Below are 19,500 nucleotides of genomic sequence, written 5' to 3' on the forward strand. Positions count from 1 at the left end.
ATTATGAGTGAACACAGAGAAGGTACATTGTTTTATGATACTGAAACAGGGAGGTATGATATACGTTTTGATTTGGAATCTTTTTATGGAGGACTACATTGCGGGGAATGTTTTGATGTAAAGGTGAAAAATGTTTGGGTTCCGGTCCGAATTGAAATGGGAGATGACTGGTATCTGGTTGGACTGAACGTGTCGAGATTAGATGGATTGAGAGTACGTATGTAAATAGGAGGATAAGCCTGATGAGGGGAAGCACAATGAGAGAAAGTGTTACGGATGTTCGCATTATACTGGAATGCTTACAGGAAGCATATCAAATGGAAGGAGATATGGTACGATCCGGGAAAAATATTCATGCGACTATGATATATCCATTTGTCCGTACGCTGCAGGAAAAGTGTAGAGATTTAACAGAGGAACAGATACATAAGACACTTTGGAAAGAATATGAGATTTCAGGGGCAGACAGGATGTTTGTGGAGAGGGCTTCAAAGATTTTAGAGCCATACGAAGGAGAATCTGAAGATGAGAAATAGTACAATGGAATATAAAGTAAATCAAGCCTATGAAGAACTAAAGCGTTTAATACAGTGGAATCCGGATAGTGAAGAAAAGTTTTTACAGAAAATGGTATGCTTCTTGTTACCTGGACAAAGAAAATGTTGGCCAGAGGCTATTGATGTTTTGAGGCAATCTTTAAAAACTGAATATGGAATGATATTTGTTGAAAAATACAGGAATAAACTGGAATGGTTGGATAGTGTTTCGCTGCTGGAACTGGAAAGAAAGATAGGAGCAATTTATTTTTTTGATCATTATAAAATGATAGCAGACGAATTTCTATATAAAAAGGATTTTGAAACTGCCTTATTTTTGCGAATTGCAATGGAAACAGGGATAAGAAGTATAGACATTCCATATATAGAATGGTCCTGCATACATGGAAGAAATGTAGTTTTGCCAGAAGGAAAAACAGGAAATATATATAGGAAAGTAAATGGAAATTATCCCCAAATTTCAAGGTGTTCTTTACGAATTATACATCTATTATATAGGAAGCAAAAGATGATATTTACAAAGTCAAAAGAATATTATATCCATAGAATTAGACGATTTTGGGGAACAGGAGAATTTTCTTTTCATAGTTTCCGGTATTACAGAAGGAAATTGGAAATGGGGATTACAATAGGAATTCAGGTGCCAAAAGTGATACCAGTATAGTAAAAAAGCTCAAATATTTAATCAAATTCCAACTAGAAATAAAAAAGTGCAATCTACGCAAAAAATGTAGAAAAATTTTATTTTATGGAGTAATAATTAAGTATCAAATATATTTTTAAGGAGGAAGCGAATATGAACGGAATGGAAAAAATGACAAAAAAAGAAATGGAAATGGTAACAGGAGGAAAATGCAATTCTGATTATGGATATTTTTTCTGTTGCCCAGCAAATGCTGATGATATGGTAGCCACAATTAAAAATCTAATGAATTCTGGACAGAAAGATAAAGCAAGCAGATACATTCAGTTTTGCTATGAAGTTTGTGGATACTAAAATAGCAGCAGATTAAATATTAAAGCAGAAAACAAAGGGGCGAGCTTGCATCGCCTCTTTATTTATTAGGGGGATGGATGACAGTATGAAATACAGATGTATAAAACAATATGATTCTATGGATTGTGCTGCAGCTTGTTTAGCAAGTATAGCGTGGTATTATGGAAAAAAGATACCTATACTGGAGATAAGTGAAGCTTTAGAAACCAGCAAAGAAGGAACGAGTGTTTGGGATGTATGTAGGATTTCTGAAAAACTGGGATTATTTGCATCAGCATATAAAAAAAACATAGACTTTAAAGAAAAAGAGCTGGAAGTGCCGTGTGTGGCTCATGTATATCAAGAAGATGGATTGGCACATTTCATTATAATTTATAAAATAAAAAAGAATAGCGTAGTTATTGCAGATCCAGCTGTCGGTATTATAGAGGTAGACAGAAAAAAATTTTTTAATTCGGAATATGGAGAAGATTCGCCATATTTTTGGACTGGAGTTATTATCTTATTTCAGACAACGGAAGAATTTTATAAAAAAAAGGAAGGCATGCGGATTGCAGAGAATAAATTTATAGAATTAGTAAAGAAGGAATGGAAAAGAACTATATATATTATATTATTTTCAGCAATATCAATGGCAATATCAATTGTTTCATCTTTCTATTTTGGGACGTTGATAGACACAGTTATTCCCAATAGATTGATTTATAGTCTAATATTTATGACACTAATGGTTATTTTAATGCTATTGATTAAGACTATTGTAGACTGGGGAAGAGCAAAGTTATCATTGGATATTTCAAAATCTTTTAACTTAGAACTTAGTCTGAAATATTATAAACATTTATTGGACTTGCAGGTGATGTCTATTGAAAAACGTAAAAATGGTGAGTTTATTTCACGATTTCAGGATGTTATTAGAGTTCAAGAAGCACTGGTAAGCAGCATATTGGTTTTACCAATTGATGCGTTGTTTATAATTGCGGTAAGTATCATTTTGTGTGTATTGAATATTAAAATCTTTGCTGTGGTAGTTGTGATGTGCTTTTTATATACTCTGGTTATGGTGGGATTTAGGAAATATTATAGTGTCTTAAATTCGGAGGAAATGTCAAGAGAGGCACGTGTGACTTCACATTTGATTGATTCTATTGAGGGGATTTTGACGGTTAAAGCGTATACGTATAATAAGACAATTTTCAATAATGGGAAAAAGAAAATAGAAAGATGGCAAGATACGATTCTTAACTTAGGAAGTACAGAAAACTTACAGTCAGCTATAAAAGTTTTAATAGGTGGTATGGGGGAGATTATTGTACTGTGCATTGGAGCACTTGAAATCATTGGTAATAATTTATCTATAGGGGAATTAGTTACGTATAATATTCTAATTGGATATTTATTAACGCCGGTTAAAGATATTGTAAATTTACAGCCATTATACCATTCTGCCCATGTTGCTATGGAACGTCTAGAAAGTGTGTTACGTATTAAAGTAGAGAAAACAAAGGAAGGTATAGAGCCATTTGAATTTGATGAAGAAATAGAACTGAAAGATGTTGATTTTCATTTTGTTTCTGGGAAAAATATACTGAACAATATTAATATTAAAATAAGAAAAGGCGATAATGTAGCTATTATTGGGGAAACAGGATCTGGGAAAACATCTTTAGCAAAATTGTTTATGGAATTTTATTCTCCAGATAAAGGACATATATATGTTGATGGTGCAGAACTTCAAAATTTCGAGGTTCAAGAAATTCGAAAAGCAGTTGTATATGTATCACAAGAAGATTTTCTGTTTACTGCAAGTGTTAGAGAAAATTTAAAAATGGGTAATGAAGAGATATCAGATGAGGAAATGATTGAGATTTCACGTAAGATGGGTGTGCATCAATTTGTAAGTAAAATGGAAAGAGCGTATGATAGTGTCCTTGAAGAGCGCGGAAAGAACCTTTCGAAGGGGCAAAGACAGAAATTGTCACTAACTAGAGCCATATTACGTCATCCTAAAATTTTAATTTTAGATGAGGCTACCAGTAATATGGATTCTATAAGTGAAAGGGAAATCTTGAATTATATTAAGGGAATTCGGGATATAACACTTATTTTAATTTCACATAGAATAAATGTCATTGCAGATAGTGATTGTATTTATGTACTTCAAAAAGGTAATATAGTAGCACGTGGGACAGACAAACAATTAAAGGAACAATGCAAATTGTATCGTCAATTATATGGTGAGGAGGAGAAATAGATGAAAAAGAAAAATATTATAATTTCTATAGCGTGCAGTATATTTTTCATAATATGCGTGGGAGCTGCAATCATTTTATTTCCAAAAGTAAAAGAAGAAACTATAGCATATTCTACTTCTATAGAAGACTTGTTTGAAAAGGAAGGACATTTTTATGTATATTTCAATAGAAAAGAGTGTCCATATTGCGATAATATAGAGGATGATATAAAACAATTTAAAAAAGAGAATGCGGTTTATGAGATTGATGCAGAAGCATGTAAAGGAACTAGGAATTATGATTGGGATTCCCATGAAAAGAAATACGATGTCGAAATTGGAGAAAAAGACAGTACCAGAAAAATTGTATTTTACGATGGATTAGATGAGAATTTGATAAAAGAAAAATATCCTCCAATCCACTATAAAATCATTTGGGCAAATGAGAATTATGCAGCACTACATGAGGGAAAAGAAGCTGGTAAAGTGTATGCTATTTCTACTCATCCAAATATAAAAAAAGAGGAGTTATCCGAAAAGAAATTTGTGCTGGGGGGAGTACCTACGTTGGTAGAGTTTGAAAATCATAAAGTGATAAACTTTTATTTTGATGATAAAGAAATTATAGACTTTTTGGAAAGCGATACTCAACCACTAGATAAATATTGGAATCTTGACTGATTTTATAAGTTATAAAGATATGCAATAAAGGAGAGGTTACTAATGAATAATGGTAGAGTAAGAAAATCTCTAAATACTCTGATAAGAGCTTATAAGAAAAAAAACAGGGAAAGAAATATTATTTTACAATGTATCGTAGTGAGCGTTGTAGTAGTATCATTAGTTATCATTTCTTTAATACATGGAAAATTTCAAGCGGATAAGTTGAAAAATCAATATCAAGATGGAAAAACAATTTCAACATTTATTGAAGAAGGAACAGATACAATAAAACGACAGCTACAAGATCTTTCCTATGTGAATAGTGTAGGAGAGGAAAAAGAGAGCGGAAGGTTGATGAATGGTAGGTATTCATATAGCAAATGTGTTGTTTTAGATGAAACAGCTTACGAAGATATGGTAAAGCCTACTTTTGTACATTTCTATGGCAATTATCCGGAACAAACTGATGAAATAATGATGTCAAAAAAAACTTTGGACTATTTGGGGATTAGCAGTCCCAAAATAGGAATGAAGATTACGTTAGACTTTTATTGGAATGATATTTTCACGACAAAAATGACAGGTAAACAAGAATTTGTTTTATCTGGATATTATGATAGTTATAATAATGAATTATCCGATAGTTCAATCGCATATATTTGCAAGAATAGAATAAAACAGGCTGGTATTTCACAATATCCATGTCGATTATGGGTTGATGTAAAAGATTGGGGACTAAGCGGAAGACAAGTAGAGAATAGATTAAAAAATGATATTAATCTCAATGATAAGCAAAGAATTATAAGCTATGATTCTGCAGAATACAGAGCAATTGAAGGGACGGTTGGAAATTATTTGCTTGCGTATATGTTTGTCTTGGCTGTGTTTTTTTGTTTGTTTTTAGTGATTTATAATGTTGTATATATATCACTGGGAAGTGATATTAAACAGTATGGATTATTGCGTACAATAGGTGCAACTAATAGACAGATAAAAAAATTAGTATGTATGCAAATAGGGGATATTTATTTGAAAAGTTGCTTATGTGGTGTAATAATCAGCATAGTTCTACAATATTGTGTTTTAAACAATGTGGTTAAAAATCTTTATTTAGGGGAGTATAAAGCAAATAGTCAATTAAAATTATTTAATTTAAGTGCATATATCGTGGTCCTTGTTTTAGTTGCTATAACTCTATTTGGGGCAACTCTTTTGGCAGTATATAAATTGACTATGATTACTCCTATAGAGGCTGCAAAATATGAGGAAGTAGTGGGAGAACAACAATCAGATTATCAGTTTGGGAAAATGTTCATTATAAAAAGAACTGGAATTATTTTTGGAATGGCTTTTCGTAACATATTACGTTATAAGAAAAAATTTATGTTCATTATAATATTTTTGGCATTTGGTTGTGAAATAGGGCTATTAGGGATTGTGGTCACCAAGGGGACAAATCAAATGAATAGATTACAGAAGAATCCAGATTTTACTATTGAAGTGCCAATGGATACTGTAACGTATTTAGTGGAAAATGGAAAAGATGAGGTGGAATTAATAACAGATGATAATATCGTGGATATCAAAAATACGCTTACTTCTTATACTGAGAATCTGAAAATAGTACAAGGTTTTCTGCCTATTATAAAAAATGCAGCAGAAACAGATAGCTTAAAAATTGTAGAGCATGATTCATTACCTGTAATGCAAACATTAGACGATAAAAGTATGAAAAAGTTAGTGAAATATGTAGAGGAGAATAATATACCAGTTGATCAAAAAACATTTAACGAGAAAGGTGGCGTGTTAATATTACATGAAAATTTAATACCACAAACATACGAAGATATAGAAACGGAATGTATTGGAAAAATAATAGAACTGTATGATTTGGTGCCCGTTGGAACAGCAATGCAGGAAATGTCCGCAGTTAAACTTAGAAATTGTGGATATATAAACATTTCACAGTCAGATTGTCCAACTTTGGATTTATCATGGAGAGGAAATGATAAAGTTTATCTGATTGTTTCAGATAAAACTTTCAGCAAATTAAAGGATGTTTTAACAGTTAGAAACTTGGAAGTACAGATTAATGTAAAAGCAAATAAAGAGGCTATTTGTAAACAGAAATTAAAAGCATGGGTTCAAGAGGCAAATCTCAAGTTTCAATCTACTACAGGCAACGAAAATCAACTTTTGTATGTGATAAAGTGTAATAGTGATGAAATTGCAAAACAGTCTTTGTATATTAGAACAAGTCAGATAATCATGTATACTATTAGTGGCATTTTAATATTTATGGGACTGCTAAATTATTTCAGTACTACATCTACAAATATAATTATTAGGCAGCGTGAGTTTTCCATTATGCGGAGTATCGGCATGACACAAGGTATGCTTAGGAAAATGCTTATATATGAGGGGATAATATACGTAGGAGGTGTTCTTGGGCTATTATTGATTATAGGAAGTATAGTTATGGGAATAGTAGTTTATATTTTAAAACAAAACATAGAATATTTTGTTTTTCAATATCCATTTGAAGGACTTTTATGTATTATATGTATTATGTCTTTTTTGTGTGTGATAATCCCTAATATATTCTTACATAAAATGGAAAGAAATAGCTTAATTGAAAGAATTAAGAAAGAAAGGTGATATACGAAAATATGAATTTGAGCTTCAAGAAAATGCTACAATAAGCTGGTCGAAAATATGTGTTGAATAAATTGTTGTATGAAGAAACAGTAGAAATGTAAAGAGTGTCATAATGACATGAAAAGAGCCGTCAAGTTTGGACGGCTCGAAGTATTTCTATATGTTTATATTTTCTTAGGCATAGGAGCGTCAGCAGTTCTCAGTTTTTCAATTAAGGATAGGAGCATATCTGAGTTTTTCTGAAATTGTGTTTGAAAATCTTCTGTAACCTCATAGTTTAGGTACAGAGTTATCAATGTAGCATTCCATATTGAAACCATGGTCTTTTCAGATAGACGTCCTTCTAGAAAGCGTAGATGTTTGCTAAGTGTTGCTTTCGTTTTCGTCCATGCAAAGAAATAGTCATCTTTTAGTGGAATGTTAAATTTATGAAACCATTCCCGAACGGTATGTGTTTCTGATCTATCTCCACACTCCGGATCATTAAAGACGTATCCAACAGACAATTCTTCCGGATTTTCCGGAAAAATACCATCGGAGGGAAGGGCAAGGTACCGGCCAATCGGAAACATAGCACAGACTGCGGGTTTTACATCGTGTACCAAACATTTTTGATTTTTTAATAACGGGCAGCGTTTGACACTTCCTTGTGGTTTTAAGCGTACTACAGGGATATGAGAATTACGTCCAAGATAAGTTTCACAATATTGTGCTAAGGCAACTTCTGGTGTGATTTTTAATTTCTTCGCTATATGAAATAAATCTTTCGGGGACAAGAGAATATCCTCCCGGTGGATGCAACATTTTCCGCATTGAGTACAATGAAATACAAATATATCATCGAGACCGATTTCTTCATATCCTAATTGTTCTTTTAATTCTTTTATTGAATTCATATTATTGTCCTCCTAAATAAAAAAGAGACCACTTGGAAAGTAGTCTCTTCGTAAACATAAACTTAATTAAATTTGTATTGTTCCAGTAAATAAATAGGCAGTGTTTCTGTTTTACCGTCTATACCACCTTTGGTTGCTCCTTTTAAATAAAGAAGCTTATCTGCTTTTCCTTGTGCCAGGGCTTTCTGGGCAGTGGAAGCAGTACCTTTTCCAGCTTTGACTTCTATCAAATATCGGGTGGAAGAAGATAGGCTTTGTGCCACAAAATCAATTTCTCCGCCACGGTAAGTAGCAAAAGCAGGGGTTTCAAAGGAAATTTCCTGTGGAAAATCCTGGCGTTTCTTCAGATTGATATAGACATAATTTTCATTTAATGTGCCTGCAAGTACACGGGAATCGGTTCCGGTACGTGTCAGATAATAGTTTGCCAGTCCCATATCCATGAAATAGCAGCGGCTTGCGGACTTAAAATCCAGAATATCCATTTCTGTTATTTTTGCACAGAATCCAATGATTCCGGAAAAGTACAGCCAGCTAATAGCACGGTTGCAGGTAGCCTTTGAAATATTGCTGGAGTAGTCTTTGGTTACCAGTTTTTGCAATTCTTCGCTAATGCTGTCTTCTGAAAATCCTTTCTTTTCACGATTTAAAATACGGCAGATGGAAAAGAAAATATGGGTAAACACTTTGGTATCCAAAATATCCGTAAAATAGCGAATGGATTCATTGGTGAAGGTATCAATGATTTTTACGAGTTCGCCTTGAGCTTTTACGATGTTCCGGTTCTCCAGATAGTTTTCGACCACTTTGGGATAGCCACCAATCTGGCAGTACAGCTCATAGGTTTCCTTTAAGCGATCATAGACCTCTGACCTAGAAGGAACAAAAGGTATTTTTTTATAATCTTCATACAGGATTTGGTCATAGGCCATCAAAAATTCCTCAAAAGAAAGTGTGTAGATAGTAAGCTTTGTGACATCTCCGCTGGAATAACGAAATTCTGGATCATAAATCCGCCCAAGATAGCTTCCTGTGATGATAAAATGGGCTTTAAAATGACGAGTAAACTCCCGGATACGGTTATAAATCTCGGAAGATTCCTGGATTTCGTCAATAATAATGACGGTATCTTCAGAATCAATAAAGTCCGGTTCATACAACTGGAAGGCATCATGGAGAGGATGCTCCTGCCGTTTTGTTCCGGGTGTCCAAGCTGTTGCCTGTTTATAACATTCCATAAACTGTCTGCCGCTTAATTCAAACAGGTTAATATAAATTTTGTGTTTGTAGTTTTCGTCAGCGAATTTTTGTATCAGGTAGGTTTTTCCAACCTGACGGGCTCCGCCGACTTCCAGGGTACTATGCCCTCCTTCATTTTTCCAATCCAGAAGGCGGTCATAGACAAAACGCTTCAGATACATAAGCACAAATCCTTTCTTTAAAATCTATCTTTCATTATAGCAAAATATTTGCAGTTCATACAGTGCAAAATGGGTAAATGATTATTTTAACGTTCAAATTGAAGCTTTGCACGTATGTCCATAAGAATTTCACCTAAATGATTTTCGCCATGACCATTTACAGAACCCCAAAAATAATCTCCCCAGTTGTTTCCTTCAACAAGGTGACAATTCCCAGTAGCAAGTAATGCTTTACATAGGGTAGGATTCTGCATGAATTTGCACATACAAATTTCATACATGTACATAAGCTTTACACGTTCCCAGTCTGAACGGAGCTGTACTTCTCTTCCCAGTTTTTTGGCATCTTTTGGATTCCTTAATTTGGTAAATTGAAGCTGTTCTTTAGGTGAAAGGGTCTTTTGTGCCTGGAAAGCAGCCTCATTATTTGCATACCAGTAGCCCCGGTAATATATCCGGGAAGGATAGAAGTTACTAAGAAAAGCGTATGCTCCATGAAAGTGGTCAATTGTTTGCTGGTAATGATTCGAATAGGTATTAATAAACATGTAATCCCTTCTTTCTTATACAAAAAAGGAACCGCTTATGGCAAGCAGTTCCTTCTTAAACATATTTTTTCGTTTGTCATTTGCTTATTTGTGCTTCTTCTTGTTCTTCGTAATAGCGGTCTGCAATATAGCCAGCAGATTCCGCCCAAAGAGTATTTTCTGTATTTTGCAGGGCTTTGTAAGTTTTTGAGTGATAAAATTTGCCCATGGCATCCGGAAAGGAAAGATGGCTCTTTTCCATAATAATATCGACAACATCCCGGATCTGAATATACAGATTCATTGAAATATCTTTCCCGTTAAAAAAATATTTACCTTCCATGTTTTACACATCCTTTCGAGATTCCAATATCAGATGTTCAAGAGCAAGTGGGGTGTGAAAGGAAACCTGATTATTAACCTTATTATACCGAAGCCTTGTAACCGCTTCATCCACGCTCAAGATATCGGACAAATAAAGTTGTACAGTTTCCATGGTATTATCATCCGCAACAGGTCCAATTACAACATCATAGTGATGCTGGATATCGCCGACAGTACGGTTGAGTTTGACAAACTCCAACCATTCCTTGTCCAAGGTGGCAAAATGTTTGATTTTTAGTTCCTCGGATTGTTGGAAGATATACCGATACACATATTTGCCGCCAGTATGAGTACGCAAGTACAGGCGGTTCGCCCATTCATTTGCCTGCTGTTCGAGAACTGTGCAATAAAATCCACGACCAAAATCACGACGGTTATGTGATTTGTTCAAATCGATTTTATCAAATGCAATATTGGAGCCATGGAAAAGAACAAGCGTGGGCGTATCTTCTTCTATAATATCTTCTACGTATTGAAAAGTATCATGAATATCTAATTGGTGCAACGTTTCGTGTTGTACCAGTATTTTTTCAAATACTTGATGTTTGTAGAAAATATTAAAGGCATCGTCTTCCGATAGTTGGTGCTTTTTAGCATAATATTCCAGTGCTTCAATTGATAGCATCTCTATATCTGATTGAATACTCATATACGTTATCCCTCCATTTGCTTTCATTATATCAAAAAAGAAGGTGCTTTCCAACGGTAAAATAATTATAAATAATAAGTCGCAAAAGATGTTTGAAATGGGGCATTCACCACATTTCACTATCCCCATACTTCGCCCATGATTTCCACAAGAAAATCATCTAACGGAAAATTGGGAGGAAGTAATTCACCAAACGTTTCTTGAATTTCTTGGATAACTTCTGTATAAGAAGAATACGCCTGTGAAAATAATTGGGAAGAATTTTTAAGTTCGACGATATAAAATTCTTCTCCTGGATTTAAGTCCAGCTTTTCCTGATCCTTGATCCGCCATACTGTCATAGACTCGGCATTGCCATAACGGTAGCCATCATGTTTCTCACAAAGATATTCCTGAAAGGCAAAGAGTGATTCTGCATCAGAAAACTCTTTGTATAAATCAGGAAAAACTTCTTTTGTATATCGAAGAATAAGATTAGCAGCCTCTTCTGTAATAAGAAACCCATAGATATGAAAAACAGATGTAATGATACTCATAGATTTCTCCTTACGCAATCATCTCAAGAAACTCATCTTCAGACAATATTTTAATACCGAGAGCCTGAGCTTTTGTTAATTTACTTCCGGCTTTTTCCCCACAAATCAGATAATCTGTCTTTTTTGTGACAGAACTGCCGGCTTTTGCTCCAAGCTCAATGATCTTGGAGTTGATTTCATCCCTTGTAAAATGAGCAAGTTTTCCTGTTGCAACGATAGTACATCCTGTAAATACATTTTCTTTCATCATAGTGTTCATTTCCTTTCTTTCTTCAAATATAAGTTCTTTTTGGAGTTCGTGCCAGAGAATTAGATTGTTTTCATCAGAGAACCAGTCATGGATATTCTGATTCAGAGTATCACCAAAGTCATCTAACTGGGTGAAATCATAGTCACCAGAGGCAGCGTCAAAAAATTCCTGCAGACTGCCGTGGAATACTGTATCCAAAATCCTGCTTTTGGTTCGTCCGACCATAGGAATATCCATGGAAACCAGGAATCGGACAAAGGTAGTATTACGGCTGGAAGTAATGGAATTCCATAATCTTTCAAAGGATTTTTTACCGAAACCTTCCAACTGTAAGATTTCTTCCTGATGTTCATTTAGATGGTAAATATCCGGAAATGTCTGGAGATAACCCAAAGTCAGGAATTTTTCCAAGGTAGTTTCGGAGAGTCCCTCGATGTTCATTGCTTTTTTTCCAACGAAATGTGTAAAGCGTTTTCGGATCTGGCTATCACAGTTGGGATTGTCACAATGCACTGTTTCAATGAGACGCCCATCATTTCCTTTTCTTTGATAGATACGAGTCTGAGAACCACAGCATGGACATACTGGGGGAACTGCATCTACGTAATGACCACGTTCCAGATTTTCTTCAATATGAGGAATGATCATATTACGTTTCGATACAGAAATTCTACAACCTGGCACCAATTCTAATTCTTTGATAAAGGTCAGATTGTGAAGGGTTGCTCTGGAAACAGAGCATCCGTCAATTTCCACAGAGTCAAAAACTCCCACAGGTGCAATTTCTCCGAAACGGGTGGGTGTCCATTCTATATTGCGAAGAGTGGTTTCGTAAGTTTCGTCTTCAAACTTAAAAGCCAGTCCATCTTTATAATGATGTCCGGTACGCCCACAGCTTTTGGAATAGTCCAGACTGTCGAAAATCATTACAATTCCGTCAATAGGCAGATGTTTTTTGCCTGCCAGAACAGTCAGATTTTCAATATACTGGTTTACAAGATCCAAGGTTAAAGGCTGGGTTGCAATAATATAAGGACAAGGCTGGAAGCCATAGTCAAACAGGCTGGAAACCTTTATAGATCTGCTGTCTGGAAAGAGAAATGGAGAGTCCAGACCTTCCAGAACATTAAAAGGCATAAAGTGCATACAGCGTCCTGCACAATTTGCCGGATCAAGACTTCGCACAGAGCCAGAAGCCAGATTTCGCCCATTTTTGTAAGGTTCTCCTTTTCCATCTCGGAGGGTTTCTTTTAAACGCTCAAAGTCATTGGTTGGGATGAAGGATTCTCCAACAATCACCAGCCGGCCTTTATATGGAATTGAGAGAGGGACATCAACGTATGCAGGGATGTTATGGGTGATAAGTTCCCCAATTTCTCCGTCGCCACGCGTGGAAGCCTCTACAAGTGTTCCATTTTCGTAGACTAATTTAGTCGTTAATCCGTCCAACTTCAGCATAAACAGAACTGGCTGCTTACCGGCAAAACTTATCAAGTCCTGTACCTGCTTTGTCTTATCTAAAGAGAGCAAAGGGACCGGATGCTTTACTTTGGGAAGTTCACTGATGGGAGTATAGCCTACGGTTTGTGTCGGTGAATTGGATAAGACAAAGCCTGTCTGCTTTTCTAATTCCACTAATTCATCGAAGATTCGGTCATATTCCGCATCACTGATATTCGGACTGTTCTCATTATAATAAGCGTTACGCTGTAAATTCAGATGGTCCACCAGTTGTTTGTTTTTTTCCACGTTTGATAATTCATTAGAGTGGTTCATTTTATTCTTGTCTCCTTTTCTATGGTATAGTTGTAATTCTTATTTGTTCCGGTTTTTCTTCCTCCTTTCTTTGCGTTCAGGCATAAAAAAAGAGAATGACACGGATGTTCATTCTCTAATGCGTGCAGTTTCCTGCAAAATAAAAAAGCCAGAAGTCCCTGCTGGTAGCGTGGTATACTTCTGACACTTTTACAAACCTAAACTGCGTGCGTATATCCTTTCCGGATGACACAAATAATAATTACATAGTAAGTGTAACACTATATGTAGTATGTGTCAATATAAAAGCACTATATATTGTTTATCCTGAGAAGAAAATTACTATATATAGAGGAAGCATGGATATGGAAAATATTATCTCTTGATTTCAGAACGTATGTTCTATATAATGAGATATAAAGGAGGGGAACGTGAGTTTGGAAAAAGTGATTTTTCATATAGATGTAAATTCTGCCTTTTTGTCCTGGGAAGCGGTATATCGGCTGCATCATTTGGGATGGAAAGGCGATTTAAGAGAACAGGTGTCAGCGGTAGGTGGGGATATGGCGATGCGTCATGGAATCATTTTGGCAAAATCCATTCCAGCAAAGAAATATCGGATACAGACAGGTGAATCAATCTTGGAAGCAAAACAGAAATGTCCAAATCTTATCTTAGTGCCTCCGAATTATGGATTGTATGAGAGGTGTTCCAAAGCTTTTATGGGAATTTTGCAAGAGTATTCTCCCACAGTGGAACAATACTCGATAGATGAGGCGTTTGTAGATATGACTGGAACGGAATTGCTTTGGGGGACACCAGTGGAAGCGGCGGAGAAGATGCGGAGACAGATTAAGGAACGGCTTGGATTTACAGTGAATATCGGTATTTCAGAGAATAAACTGTTAGCTAAGATGGCAAGTGATTTTCAGAAGCCCGACAGAGTGCACACACTATGGAAGTCTGAGTTACAGAAAAAGATGTGGCCATTGCCGGTAAGCGACTTGTTTTTTGTAGGACGGGCAACAACAAAGACACTTTTCAAGTTGGGAATTCGGACCATAGGAGATTTGGCAAAGAGTGATCCGAGTTACTTAAAACAACATTTGAAGAAACATGGGGAAGTTGTTTGGGGGTTTGCAAATGGGATTGATGTGTCTGTAGTCCAGTCGGCCCCGCCTGCTAATAAGGGATACGGCAATTCTACAACGATTCCTTTTGATGTGACAGATGCATCTACAGCAAAATTGGTGCTGTTGGCTTTGGCAGAGACAGTAGGAAGCAGACTTCGTGGAGCAGGAGTCAGGGCAGAAGTGATTGCAGTAGGGATCAAGAATTATGATCTCAGTTATGCCAGTCACCAGATGACGCTTCAGAATGCAACCAATATTACGATAGAGATTCATCAGTGTGCTTGCCAGTTATTTGACCAGCTCTGGGATGGGACACCCATCCGGCATCTGGGAATCCATACCAGCCGCATCAAGGATCAGGTGAATATGAGACAACTAAATCTGTTTGATACGAATGATTATGAGAAACTGGAAAAAATGGATGAAACGATAGATCAGATCAGAAAACGGTATGGGAATGATTCGGTAATACGTGCGGCTTTTTTAGGTGGGTGTATTGATCACATGAGTGGTGGCATTTTACGGGAAAAACGTTCTGTGGACTATGAGAAATTAAAGACAGAATAGCGGGAAGGGGGAAGGAAAGGTGGCATTTGGAATCGGAATAAATACAGAGCATACAGAGCAGGAGCCTTTATCCGGAACCTATCATGAGGTGGCAGTCCAGTGCTGGTTCACAGCTACCGGAAAATCTCTGCCATTGATGCTGAAGGTAAAAGGGGAGGATGAAGAGATTATTCAAATCAATCATATCCAGGTTCTGACTGTAGAAAAGCAGTGGTATGCGGGAATTTTGAACTGGAAGTATAGATGTCAGGCGGTACTTTTGGGAAAACAAATCAATTTTGTGCTTCTCTTTTGTCCGGAGGATTGTGCATGGAAACTGGTTGTATAAGATACCAGGGATGAAGTAAAATAGGAAAAAGGAGGACAGAAAATGTGCGGAAGATATTATGTGGATGATGAAACTTCACGGGAAATTGAAAAGATTGTAAGGAAACTGGACCAGCGTTTAAAGATAGAGCATGGACAGGACATCCACCCGTCTGAATCTGCAGTCATTCTTACAAAGGAGTGTAAGGAAGTGGCTGCGAGGCAGATGCAGTGGGGCTTTCCGGGGTTCCAGGGAAAGGGACTGCTTATCAATGCAAGGGCAGAGGCGATACTGGACAAGAAGACCTTTCGGGACAGTGTGCTGCATCGAAGATGTGTGATTCCTGCCCATCACTTTTACGAATGGAGTAAAAACAAAGAAAAATATACTTTTCAAAGTCCAAAGCAGGATGCCACATTATTTATGGCAGGGTGTTATCAAATCTATAATGGTCAAAATCGTTTTGTAATTCTGACTACGCAGGCAAATGCTTCCGTAGCACCAGTGCATGAACGGATGCCATTGCTTTTGGAACGACAAGAACTGGAAGATTGGATTATGGAGGATGCAGCGGTAGAATTTATTCTTGCTAAGAAGCCCATACTGTTGAATCGGACAGCAGAATATGAACAACTGAAATTATTTTCATAAGAAGGGAAACCCATAAAAGTTTCCCTTCTTGACATAAAAATTTTTGAATTTAGAATCCATTGTTTATTTGTTCTGTTGCTGCAGGCATAGGAGGACTAGATTTTACATAGATTAATAGTTTCCCATGCAGATCCAAATCCTGTTTACTCCATTGCCCATTCTCATAAACCTTTTGGGTAATTGTATTGTAGATAATTGGCGTATCCCCTATACGTTCCATATCAACGACAAGGCAATCCTGAAGGGCAATATATGGATATAGAGCATCTTCAATATATGTCCTTAATTTTAATGCCTGCCTGTGCAGTAGTTCCACATCATACAGTTTTGATAAGGTATAGCTCATTTCTTTGAGCATCCCGGATGTTGTAATTGCCTGCTGGATAACAGAAATCTGCTCTTCCAGAGATACATCTGGATTTATCATAAGCTTTGATAATGTAATTTCTTTTACAAAAGCTGTTGCTGTATCACCAATTTGCTTTTTTAGGCTTTCATAAGGAATCCGATACTGTGTTTGTAAAATTTCAAGTGGAACGTATTCTCGGTTTTTCTTCAAAGTTGAAAGCAATTCACAAAGCCTGCTTCCCAATTCATATATGTTATTCAAGCACACATCACTTCCGATACGGTCTCTGGTGTATGAACCAAATGGTAAATGGTATTTTCTGTTTCGAAAACGATACTGTCATTTGATACTTCCAAAATCGTTAGGATAGGAGATGTCAGAATAGAGAAACCATTGACTCCAGAAATAATAGCACGTTCCCCAACCCGTAGCGAAGAATGAAACCATCCTGAGAGTGTCGTTATTTGTTTATCTTTCACATGGTGCTTTCGATTTGTCATAGTGTTCACACTCCTTTTGTAGCGTCATAGAAAATCTGTTTTTCATGGCTCGTTTTTATGTAACAGGGTAACTCAAACGAAAATATCCTTTCGATACAGGTATATATTCGTCTGGGTGTTCATATAAGGTGGCACGGATACGTTCCTGATAATGCGGATTCTTTTTCGCTTTTGGGTGTTCCTTTAATAAATCGTACAGGTCTTTTAAAGCCCCTCTTCCTCCAATACTCTCCATTGTCATCCGGATTAGATGATGCCAAGTCAGTGCAAGAATATCTGTATTTTGTACAGAAAACACACCTTCTTGCCGGATGCTGAAGGGGATAATGAAAGAATCTGTTTTTTTCAGCAACAGAGCATATTCTGTCACAATGGGAATGAAAGGCTTTTTGTACGTCCGATTGTCAGAAACACAATTAAACTGGCCCTTTACCAGAAAGGATTCAAAATCACCCATCCGCATTAAATCATTCTGCATACTATAGAACTTACCATGGAGCCGCATATCGCCTACCAGTATGGCAAGCCTCCCACCTTTCCGAAGTGCCAGGAAAAATTTCCGGATACAGTGATTTAGTTTTTCAAGAAAATCCGAATAGTTTTCACAGCGGGATAGGTCGTCCGGGTGAGGGGTTCCCCAGATATTTCCGGAATACTGGATCATATTATGGTAGGGTGGATGGAAAAAGATGAGATCAGCGGAATCCTCTACTTCATCTTTTAGAGCATTCCAGTTACCTTTTCCATACGCAGGTGCCGGATTTAGATCATAGAGCAGGGAGCGTACCTGATAACGGTCAGCAGCCGCCTTTGAAGTCCCAGAGCCACTCATAGGATCTAAGAGGGTAAAGGTGCTGGTATCTTTTCCGTAATATCGCTTATCGTCCAAGCAATAGCGTAGAAGTGCTGCAACCACTTCGGGGGAGCAGTTACCACGCCACTGGCTGTTACCGCCTTCTCCACGTTCTGGGTATGCCATGAAAGAAGTCAGTTCCTTTCCTACACGTTTTCGCAATCCTTCCGTTCCAAGCATGTCAGCGACAGTACGCCATTGGGGACCAAATTCAGCTTCTAATAATTGTGCTGCCCGATGCAGCATTAAGTCATTCATTTTATGTCACCTTCCTTTCATAATTTTGTTGGATGTAGCGGGAAATCGCCGCCGCAGTCATTTTGGCACAGCCTAAATCCATTTCGCTGAAAGGCTGTTGGTTTTTTGCACATAGTAAAAGTCCCAACGTTTCACCAAATTCGTCTTTTTTAGAAATAGGGAAAAAGACTGATATGGGATATTTTCCTGTCATAGTAGGGTATATGCGTTCCTTTTCAGAGAATAATTTCATCTTTCCCTGTTGCAGAAGCCTTTGAATACTTTCTGTTACAGGCATATTAAGTGCTGTATGATAATTCTTGGAAGCAATGATTTTGGAATCATTACATAACAGGATCCGGCAAGGGACATTACTATGTAAAATATCCAGAAAACTGTCTAACCGGATATCCATAGGGATATGGGAGTCGCATTTACGAAGACAGATGTTGCGTGTGTCAGCTTCCAGCATCAATACATCGCCTGTATGAAGCTGTAGGGCTTTTCTTACTTTGGCAGGAATAATGATCCGCCCTTGTTGGTCAATATTTAGTGTTGTGGCATAATCCATAGAAATCTCCTTTCCTTTATAAAAAGAAGCAGTCTTTTCGGCTGCTTCTTTGTTGAAATTCTTTAAGCGACATACATACCATTCAGATATTGTTCTTGTGGTTGTTCTTGCATATAGGAAGACATTTCATGTGGCTGTATATTTTGTGCCATTCGTGCGTCCTGTTGTTTTTTAAATTGTTGTTTGCCGTTTTGAATCAGGAAGGATGCAACGTAGTTTTCCCAATTTACGATATAGGAATCAGCACGTTTTAACAGCATATAAAAATCCATATCTGTCAATTGGATAAAAGCACTTTTTTCAGAGATAAAACTTTGAGCCTGCATATAAGTGCCGCCGTTATGATTCTTTTTCTTGATACCTTTTCCGTTATTAATTTGAATTCTCCATGGGCTGGTCAGTATTTCCTGCTGGTTGTTATATACGTGGCGGGAAATAAAAAACTGTTGTGCAGTAGAATAGCCATTGCCATCCGGCACACCAAATATTTTGCTTTGCGACCATTCAAATTCAGGAAAGCCAGCGGTAACTCTGGACAGCAGAAATTGAATTTGTTCGGGTGCCAGATGAAAACGGGTGATAATATTTTTATCACCGGTACCACTAGAGTAATCCTGTATGGAGATTCCAATAAGGGAGTGAACTTTATGACCATTTTCTTCAAATTCTCCTTTTGCATGAAGCTGTGCATAGCTGTTATAACTTGTGTAGCGGAGACGGTCATACAGTGCAATTAATTTTTTACTGGTCTGTACTTTGCATATCTGATCTGTAATTGAGTTTTGATAATTTTCACTCATGTATGT

Annotated in this window: 22 protein-coding genes; 10 read left to right on the forward strand and 12 right to left on the reverse strand. The window is 36.8% G+C overall.

Features of this window, described 5'->3' with window-relative positions; translation table 11 throughout:
* Nucleotides 1-3 precede the first annotated feature (3 nt).
* The 7 genes from DWZ38_RS07565 (at nt 4) to DWZ38_RS07595 (ending at nt 7,108) form a co-directional block, all read left to right on the forward strand.
* A complete protein-coding gene (locus DWZ38_RS07565; protein WP_015526823.1) occupies nt 4-225 on the forward strand; it encodes a DUF5348 domain-containing protein in 222 nt (73 codons plus the stop codon).
* Between the two features lie 92 nt (nt 226-317).
* The gene (locus tag DWZ38_RS07570) at nt 318-536 is read left to right on the forward strand and encodes a hypothetical protein (RefSeq protein WP_243000194.1); all 219 of its coding nucleotides are present in this window, start codon (nt 318-320) and stop codon (nt 534-536) included.
* Entirely contained in the window at nt 526-1,221 is a 696-nt protein-coding gene (locus DWZ38_RS07575; protein ID WP_117851389.1) for a hypothetical protein, read from the forward strand. The genes DWZ38_RS07570 and DWZ38_RS07575 overlap by 11 nt, the downstream gene beginning before the upstream one ends.
* 132 nt (nt 1,222-1,353) lie before the next feature.
* Nucleotides 1,354-1,554 (forward strand): hypothetical protein, encoded by a 201-nt coding sequence (locus DWZ38_RS07580; RefSeq protein WP_117851391.1) that lies wholly within the window; start codon nt 1,354-1,356, stop codon nt 1,552-1,554.
* A gap of 73 nt (nt 1,555-1,627) precedes the next feature.
* Nucleotides 1,628-3,808 (forward strand): peptidase domain-containing ABC transporter, encoded by a 2,181-nt coding sequence (locus DWZ38_RS07585; RefSeq protein WP_117851393.1) that lies wholly within the window; start codon nt 1,628-1,630, stop codon nt 3,806-3,808.
* Nucleotides 3,809-4,468, forward strand: a complete 660-nt coding sequence (locus DWZ38_RS07590) for a hypothetical protein (RefSeq protein ID WP_117851396.1) — start codon at nt 3,809-3,811, stop codon at nt 4,466-4,468.
* A gap of 42 nt (nt 4,469-4,510) precedes the next feature.
* On the forward strand, nt 4,511-7,108 hold the full coding sequence (locus DWZ38_RS07595) for an ABC transporter permease (RefSeq protein WP_117851398.1): 2,598 nt from the start codon (nt 4,511-4,513) through the stop codon (nt 7,106-7,108).
* Between the two features lie 164 nt (nt 7,109-7,272).
* Here DWZ38_RS07595 and DWZ38_RS07600 read toward each other — a convergent pair whose 3' ends face one another.
* The 7 genes from DWZ38_RS07600 to ligA all read right to left on the reverse strand — a co-directional run bounded on the left by DWZ38_RS07600 (nt 7,273) and on the right by ligA (nt 13,547).
* Entirely contained in the window at nt 7,273-8,004 is a 732-nt protein-coding gene (locus DWZ38_RS07600) for a YkgJ family cysteine cluster protein (RefSeq protein WP_117851400.1), read from the reverse strand.
* A 62-nt stretch (nt 8,005-8,066) separates the two neighbouring features.
* The gene (locus tag DWZ38_RS07605) at nt 8,067-9,425 is read right to left on the reverse strand and encodes an AAA family ATPase (RefSeq protein WP_117851403.1); all 1,359 of its coding nucleotides are present in this window, start codon (nt 9,423-9,425) and stop codon (nt 8,067-8,069) included.
* Nucleotides 9,426-9,511: 86 nt separating this feature from the next.
* Nucleotides 9,512-9,973, reverse strand: coding sequence for an NADAR family protein (locus tag DWZ38_RS07610; protein WP_117851406.1), 462 nt, complete (start codon nt 9,971-9,973; stop codon nt 9,512-9,514).
* 76 nt (nt 9,974-10,049) lie between these two features.
* Nucleotides 10,050-10,295, reverse strand: coding sequence for a hypothetical protein (locus tag DWZ38_RS07615; protein WP_054350800.1), 246 nt, complete (start codon nt 10,293-10,295; stop codon nt 10,050-10,052).
* 3 nt (nt 10,296-10,298) lie between these two features.
* Nucleotides 10,299-10,985, reverse strand: coding sequence for a DUF3990 domain-containing protein (locus DWZ38_RS07620; protein ID WP_118064342.1), 687 nt, complete (start codon nt 10,983-10,985; stop codon nt 10,299-10,301).
* A 119-nt stretch (nt 10,986-11,104) separates the two neighbouring features.
* Complete coding sequence (locus tag DWZ38_RS07625; RefSeq protein WP_054337541.1) at nt 11,105-11,521, reverse strand: hypothetical protein; 417 nt, start codon at nt 11,519-11,521, stop codon at nt 11,105-11,107.
* Nucleotides 11,522-11,531: 10 nt separating this feature from the next.
* Nucleotides 11,532-13,547 carry an NAD-dependent DNA ligase LigA gene (gene ligA, locus DWZ38_RS07630; protein ID WP_117851409.1) on the reverse strand — a complete coding sequence of 672 codons (2,016 nt, stop codon included), beginning with the start codon at nt 13,545-13,547 and terminating at the stop codon, nt 11,532-11,534.
* 416 nt (nt 13,548-13,963) lie between these two features.
* Here ligA and DWZ38_RS07640 point away from each other — a divergent pair, with 416 nt between their 5' ends.
* Genes DWZ38_RS07640 through DWZ38_RS07650 form a run of 3 tightly spaced genes read left to right on the forward strand, consistent with a single transcriptional unit; the run spans nt 13,964 to nt 16,184 of the window.
* Nucleotides 13,964-15,226: a DNA polymerase IV gene (locus tag DWZ38_RS07640; protein WP_347519238.1), complete on the forward strand. Its 1,263-nt coding sequence runs from the start codon at nt 13,964-13,966 to the stop codon at nt 15,224-15,226.
* A gap of 19 nt (nt 15,227-15,245) precedes the next feature.
* Nucleotides 15,246-15,554, forward strand: a complete 309-nt coding sequence (locus DWZ38_RS07645; RefSeq protein WP_054337543.1) for a hypothetical protein — start codon at nt 15,246-15,248, stop codon at nt 15,552-15,554.
* Nucleotides 15,555-15,596: 42 nt separating this feature from the next.
* A complete protein-coding gene (locus tag DWZ38_RS07650) occupies nt 15,597-16,184 on the forward strand; it encodes an SOS response-associated peptidase family protein (RefSeq protein WP_054337544.1) in 588 nt (195 codons plus the stop codon).
* 49 nt (nt 16,185-16,233) lie between these two features.
* Here DWZ38_RS07650 and DWZ38_RS07655 read toward each other — a convergent pair whose 3' ends face one another.
* From DWZ38_RS07655 to DWZ38_RS07675, 5 genes are all read right to left on the reverse strand, one after another.
* Nucleotides 16,234-16,743 carry a hypothetical protein gene (locus DWZ38_RS07655; protein WP_243000195.1) on the reverse strand — a complete coding sequence of 170 codons (510 nt, stop codon included), beginning with the start codon at nt 16,741-16,743 and terminating at the stop codon, nt 16,234-16,236.
* 47 nt (nt 16,744-16,790) lie between these two features.
* Nucleotides 16,791-17,033 carry a hypothetical protein gene (locus tag DWZ38_RS07660; RefSeq protein ID WP_054337546.1) on the reverse strand — a complete coding sequence of 81 codons (243 nt, stop codon included), beginning with the start codon at nt 17,031-17,033 and terminating at the stop codon, nt 16,791-16,793.
* A 55-nt stretch (nt 17,034-17,088) separates the two neighbouring features.
* Nucleotides 17,089-18,144 carry an SAM-dependent methyltransferase gene (locus tag DWZ38_RS07665; protein ID WP_117851416.1) on the reverse strand — a complete coding sequence of 352 codons (1,056 nt, stop codon included), beginning with the start codon at nt 18,142-18,144 and terminating at the stop codon, nt 17,089-17,091.
* Nucleotide 18,145: 1 nt separating this feature from the next.
* A complete protein-coding gene (locus DWZ38_RS07670; protein WP_055151554.1) occupies nt 18,146-18,694 on the reverse strand; it encodes an AbrB/MazE/SpoVT family DNA-binding domain-containing protein in 549 nt (182 codons plus the stop codon).
* A 62-nt stretch (nt 18,695-18,756) separates the two neighbouring features.
* Nucleotides 18,757-19,494: a hypothetical protein gene (locus DWZ38_RS07675; protein WP_054337547.1), complete on the reverse strand. Its 738-nt coding sequence runs from the start codon at nt 19,492-19,494 to the stop codon at nt 18,757-18,759.
* Between the last annotated feature and the right edge of the window lie 6 nt (nt 19,495-19,500).

The sequence above is a fragment of the Ruminococcus sp. AF31-8BH genome (assembly GCF_003460605.1).
Taxonomy (GTDB): domain Bacteria; phylum Bacillota; class Clostridia; order Lachnospirales; family Lachnospiraceae; genus Blautia_A; species Blautia_A acetigignens.

What these genes read in the sequence shown, in the direction of transcription:
- DWZ38_RS07650 (WP_054337544.1), top strand. Translation starts at nt 15,597, where the DNA reads ATGTGCGGAAGATATTATGTGGATGATGAAACTTCACGGGAAATTGAA.
- DWZ38_RS07595 (WP_117851398.1), top strand. Translation starts at nt 4,511, where the DNA reads ATGAATAATGGTAGAGTAAGAAAATCTCTAAATACTCTGATAAGAGCT.
- DWZ38_RS07625 (WP_054337541.1), bottom strand. Translation starts at nt 11,521, where the DNA reads ATGAGTATCATTACATCTGTTTTTCATATCTATGGGTTTCTTATTACA.
- DWZ38_RS07585 (WP_117851393.1), top strand. Translation starts at nt 1,628, where the DNA reads ATGGATGACAGTATGAAATACAGATGTATAAAACAATATGATTCTATG.
- DWZ38_RS07675 (WP_054337547.1), bottom strand. Translation starts at nt 19,494, where the DNA reads ATGAGTGAAAATTATCAAAACTCAATTACAGATCAGATATGCAAAGTA.
- DWZ38_RS07600 (WP_117851400.1), bottom strand. Translation starts at nt 8,004, where the DNA reads ATGAATTCAATAAAAGAATTAAAAGAACAATTAGGATATGAAGAAATC.
- DWZ38_RS07665 (WP_117851416.1), bottom strand. Translation starts at nt 18,144, where the DNA reads ATGAATGACTTAATGCTGCATCGGGCAGCACAATTATTAGAAGCTGAA.
- DWZ38_RS07580 (WP_117851391.1), top strand. Translation starts at nt 1,354, where the DNA reads ATGAACGGAATGGAAAAAATGACAAAAAAAGAAATGGAAATGGTAACA.
- DWZ38_RS07570 (WP_243000194.1), top strand. Translation starts at nt 318, where the DNA reads ATGGAAGGAGATATGGTACGATCCGGGAAAAATATTCATGCGACTATG.
- DWZ38_RS07670 (WP_055151554.1), bottom strand. Translation starts at nt 18,694, where the DNA reads ATGGATTATGCCACAACACTAAATATTGACCAACAAGGGCGGATCATT.
- ligA (WP_117851409.1), bottom strand. Translation starts at nt 13,547, where the DNA reads ATGAACCACTCTAATGAATTATCAAACGTGGAAAAAAACAAACAACTG.
- DWZ38_RS07565 (WP_015526823.1), top strand. Translation starts at nt 4, where the DNA reads ATGAGTGAACACAGAGAAGGTACATTGTTTTATGATACTGAAACAGGG.
- DWZ38_RS07610 (WP_117851406.1), bottom strand. Translation starts at nt 9,973, where the DNA reads ATGTTTATTAATACCTATTCGAATCATTACCAGCAAACAATTGACCAC.
- DWZ38_RS07605 (WP_117851403.1), bottom strand. Translation starts at nt 9,425, where the DNA reads ATGTATCTGAAGCGTTTTGTCTATGACCGCCTTCTGGATTGGAAAAAT.
- DWZ38_RS07660 (WP_054337546.1), bottom strand. Translation starts at nt 17,033, where the DNA reads ATGACAAATCGAAAGCACCATGTGAAAGATAAACAAATAACGACACTC.
- DWZ38_RS07615 (WP_054350800.1), bottom strand. Translation starts at nt 10,295, where the DNA reads ATGGAAGGTAAATATTTTTTTAACGGGAAAGATATTTCAATGAATCTG.
- DWZ38_RS07590 (WP_117851396.1), top strand. Translation starts at nt 3,809, where the DNA reads ATGAAAAAGAAAAATATTATAATTTCTATAGCGTGCAGTATATTTTTC.
- DWZ38_RS07620 (WP_118064342.1), bottom strand. Translation starts at nt 10,985, where the DNA reads ATGAGTATTCAATCAGATATAGAGATGCTATCAATTGAAGCACTGGAA.
- DWZ38_RS07575 (WP_117851389.1), top strand. Translation starts at nt 526, where the DNA reads ATGAGAAATAGTACAATGGAATATAAAGTAAATCAAGCCTATGAAGAA.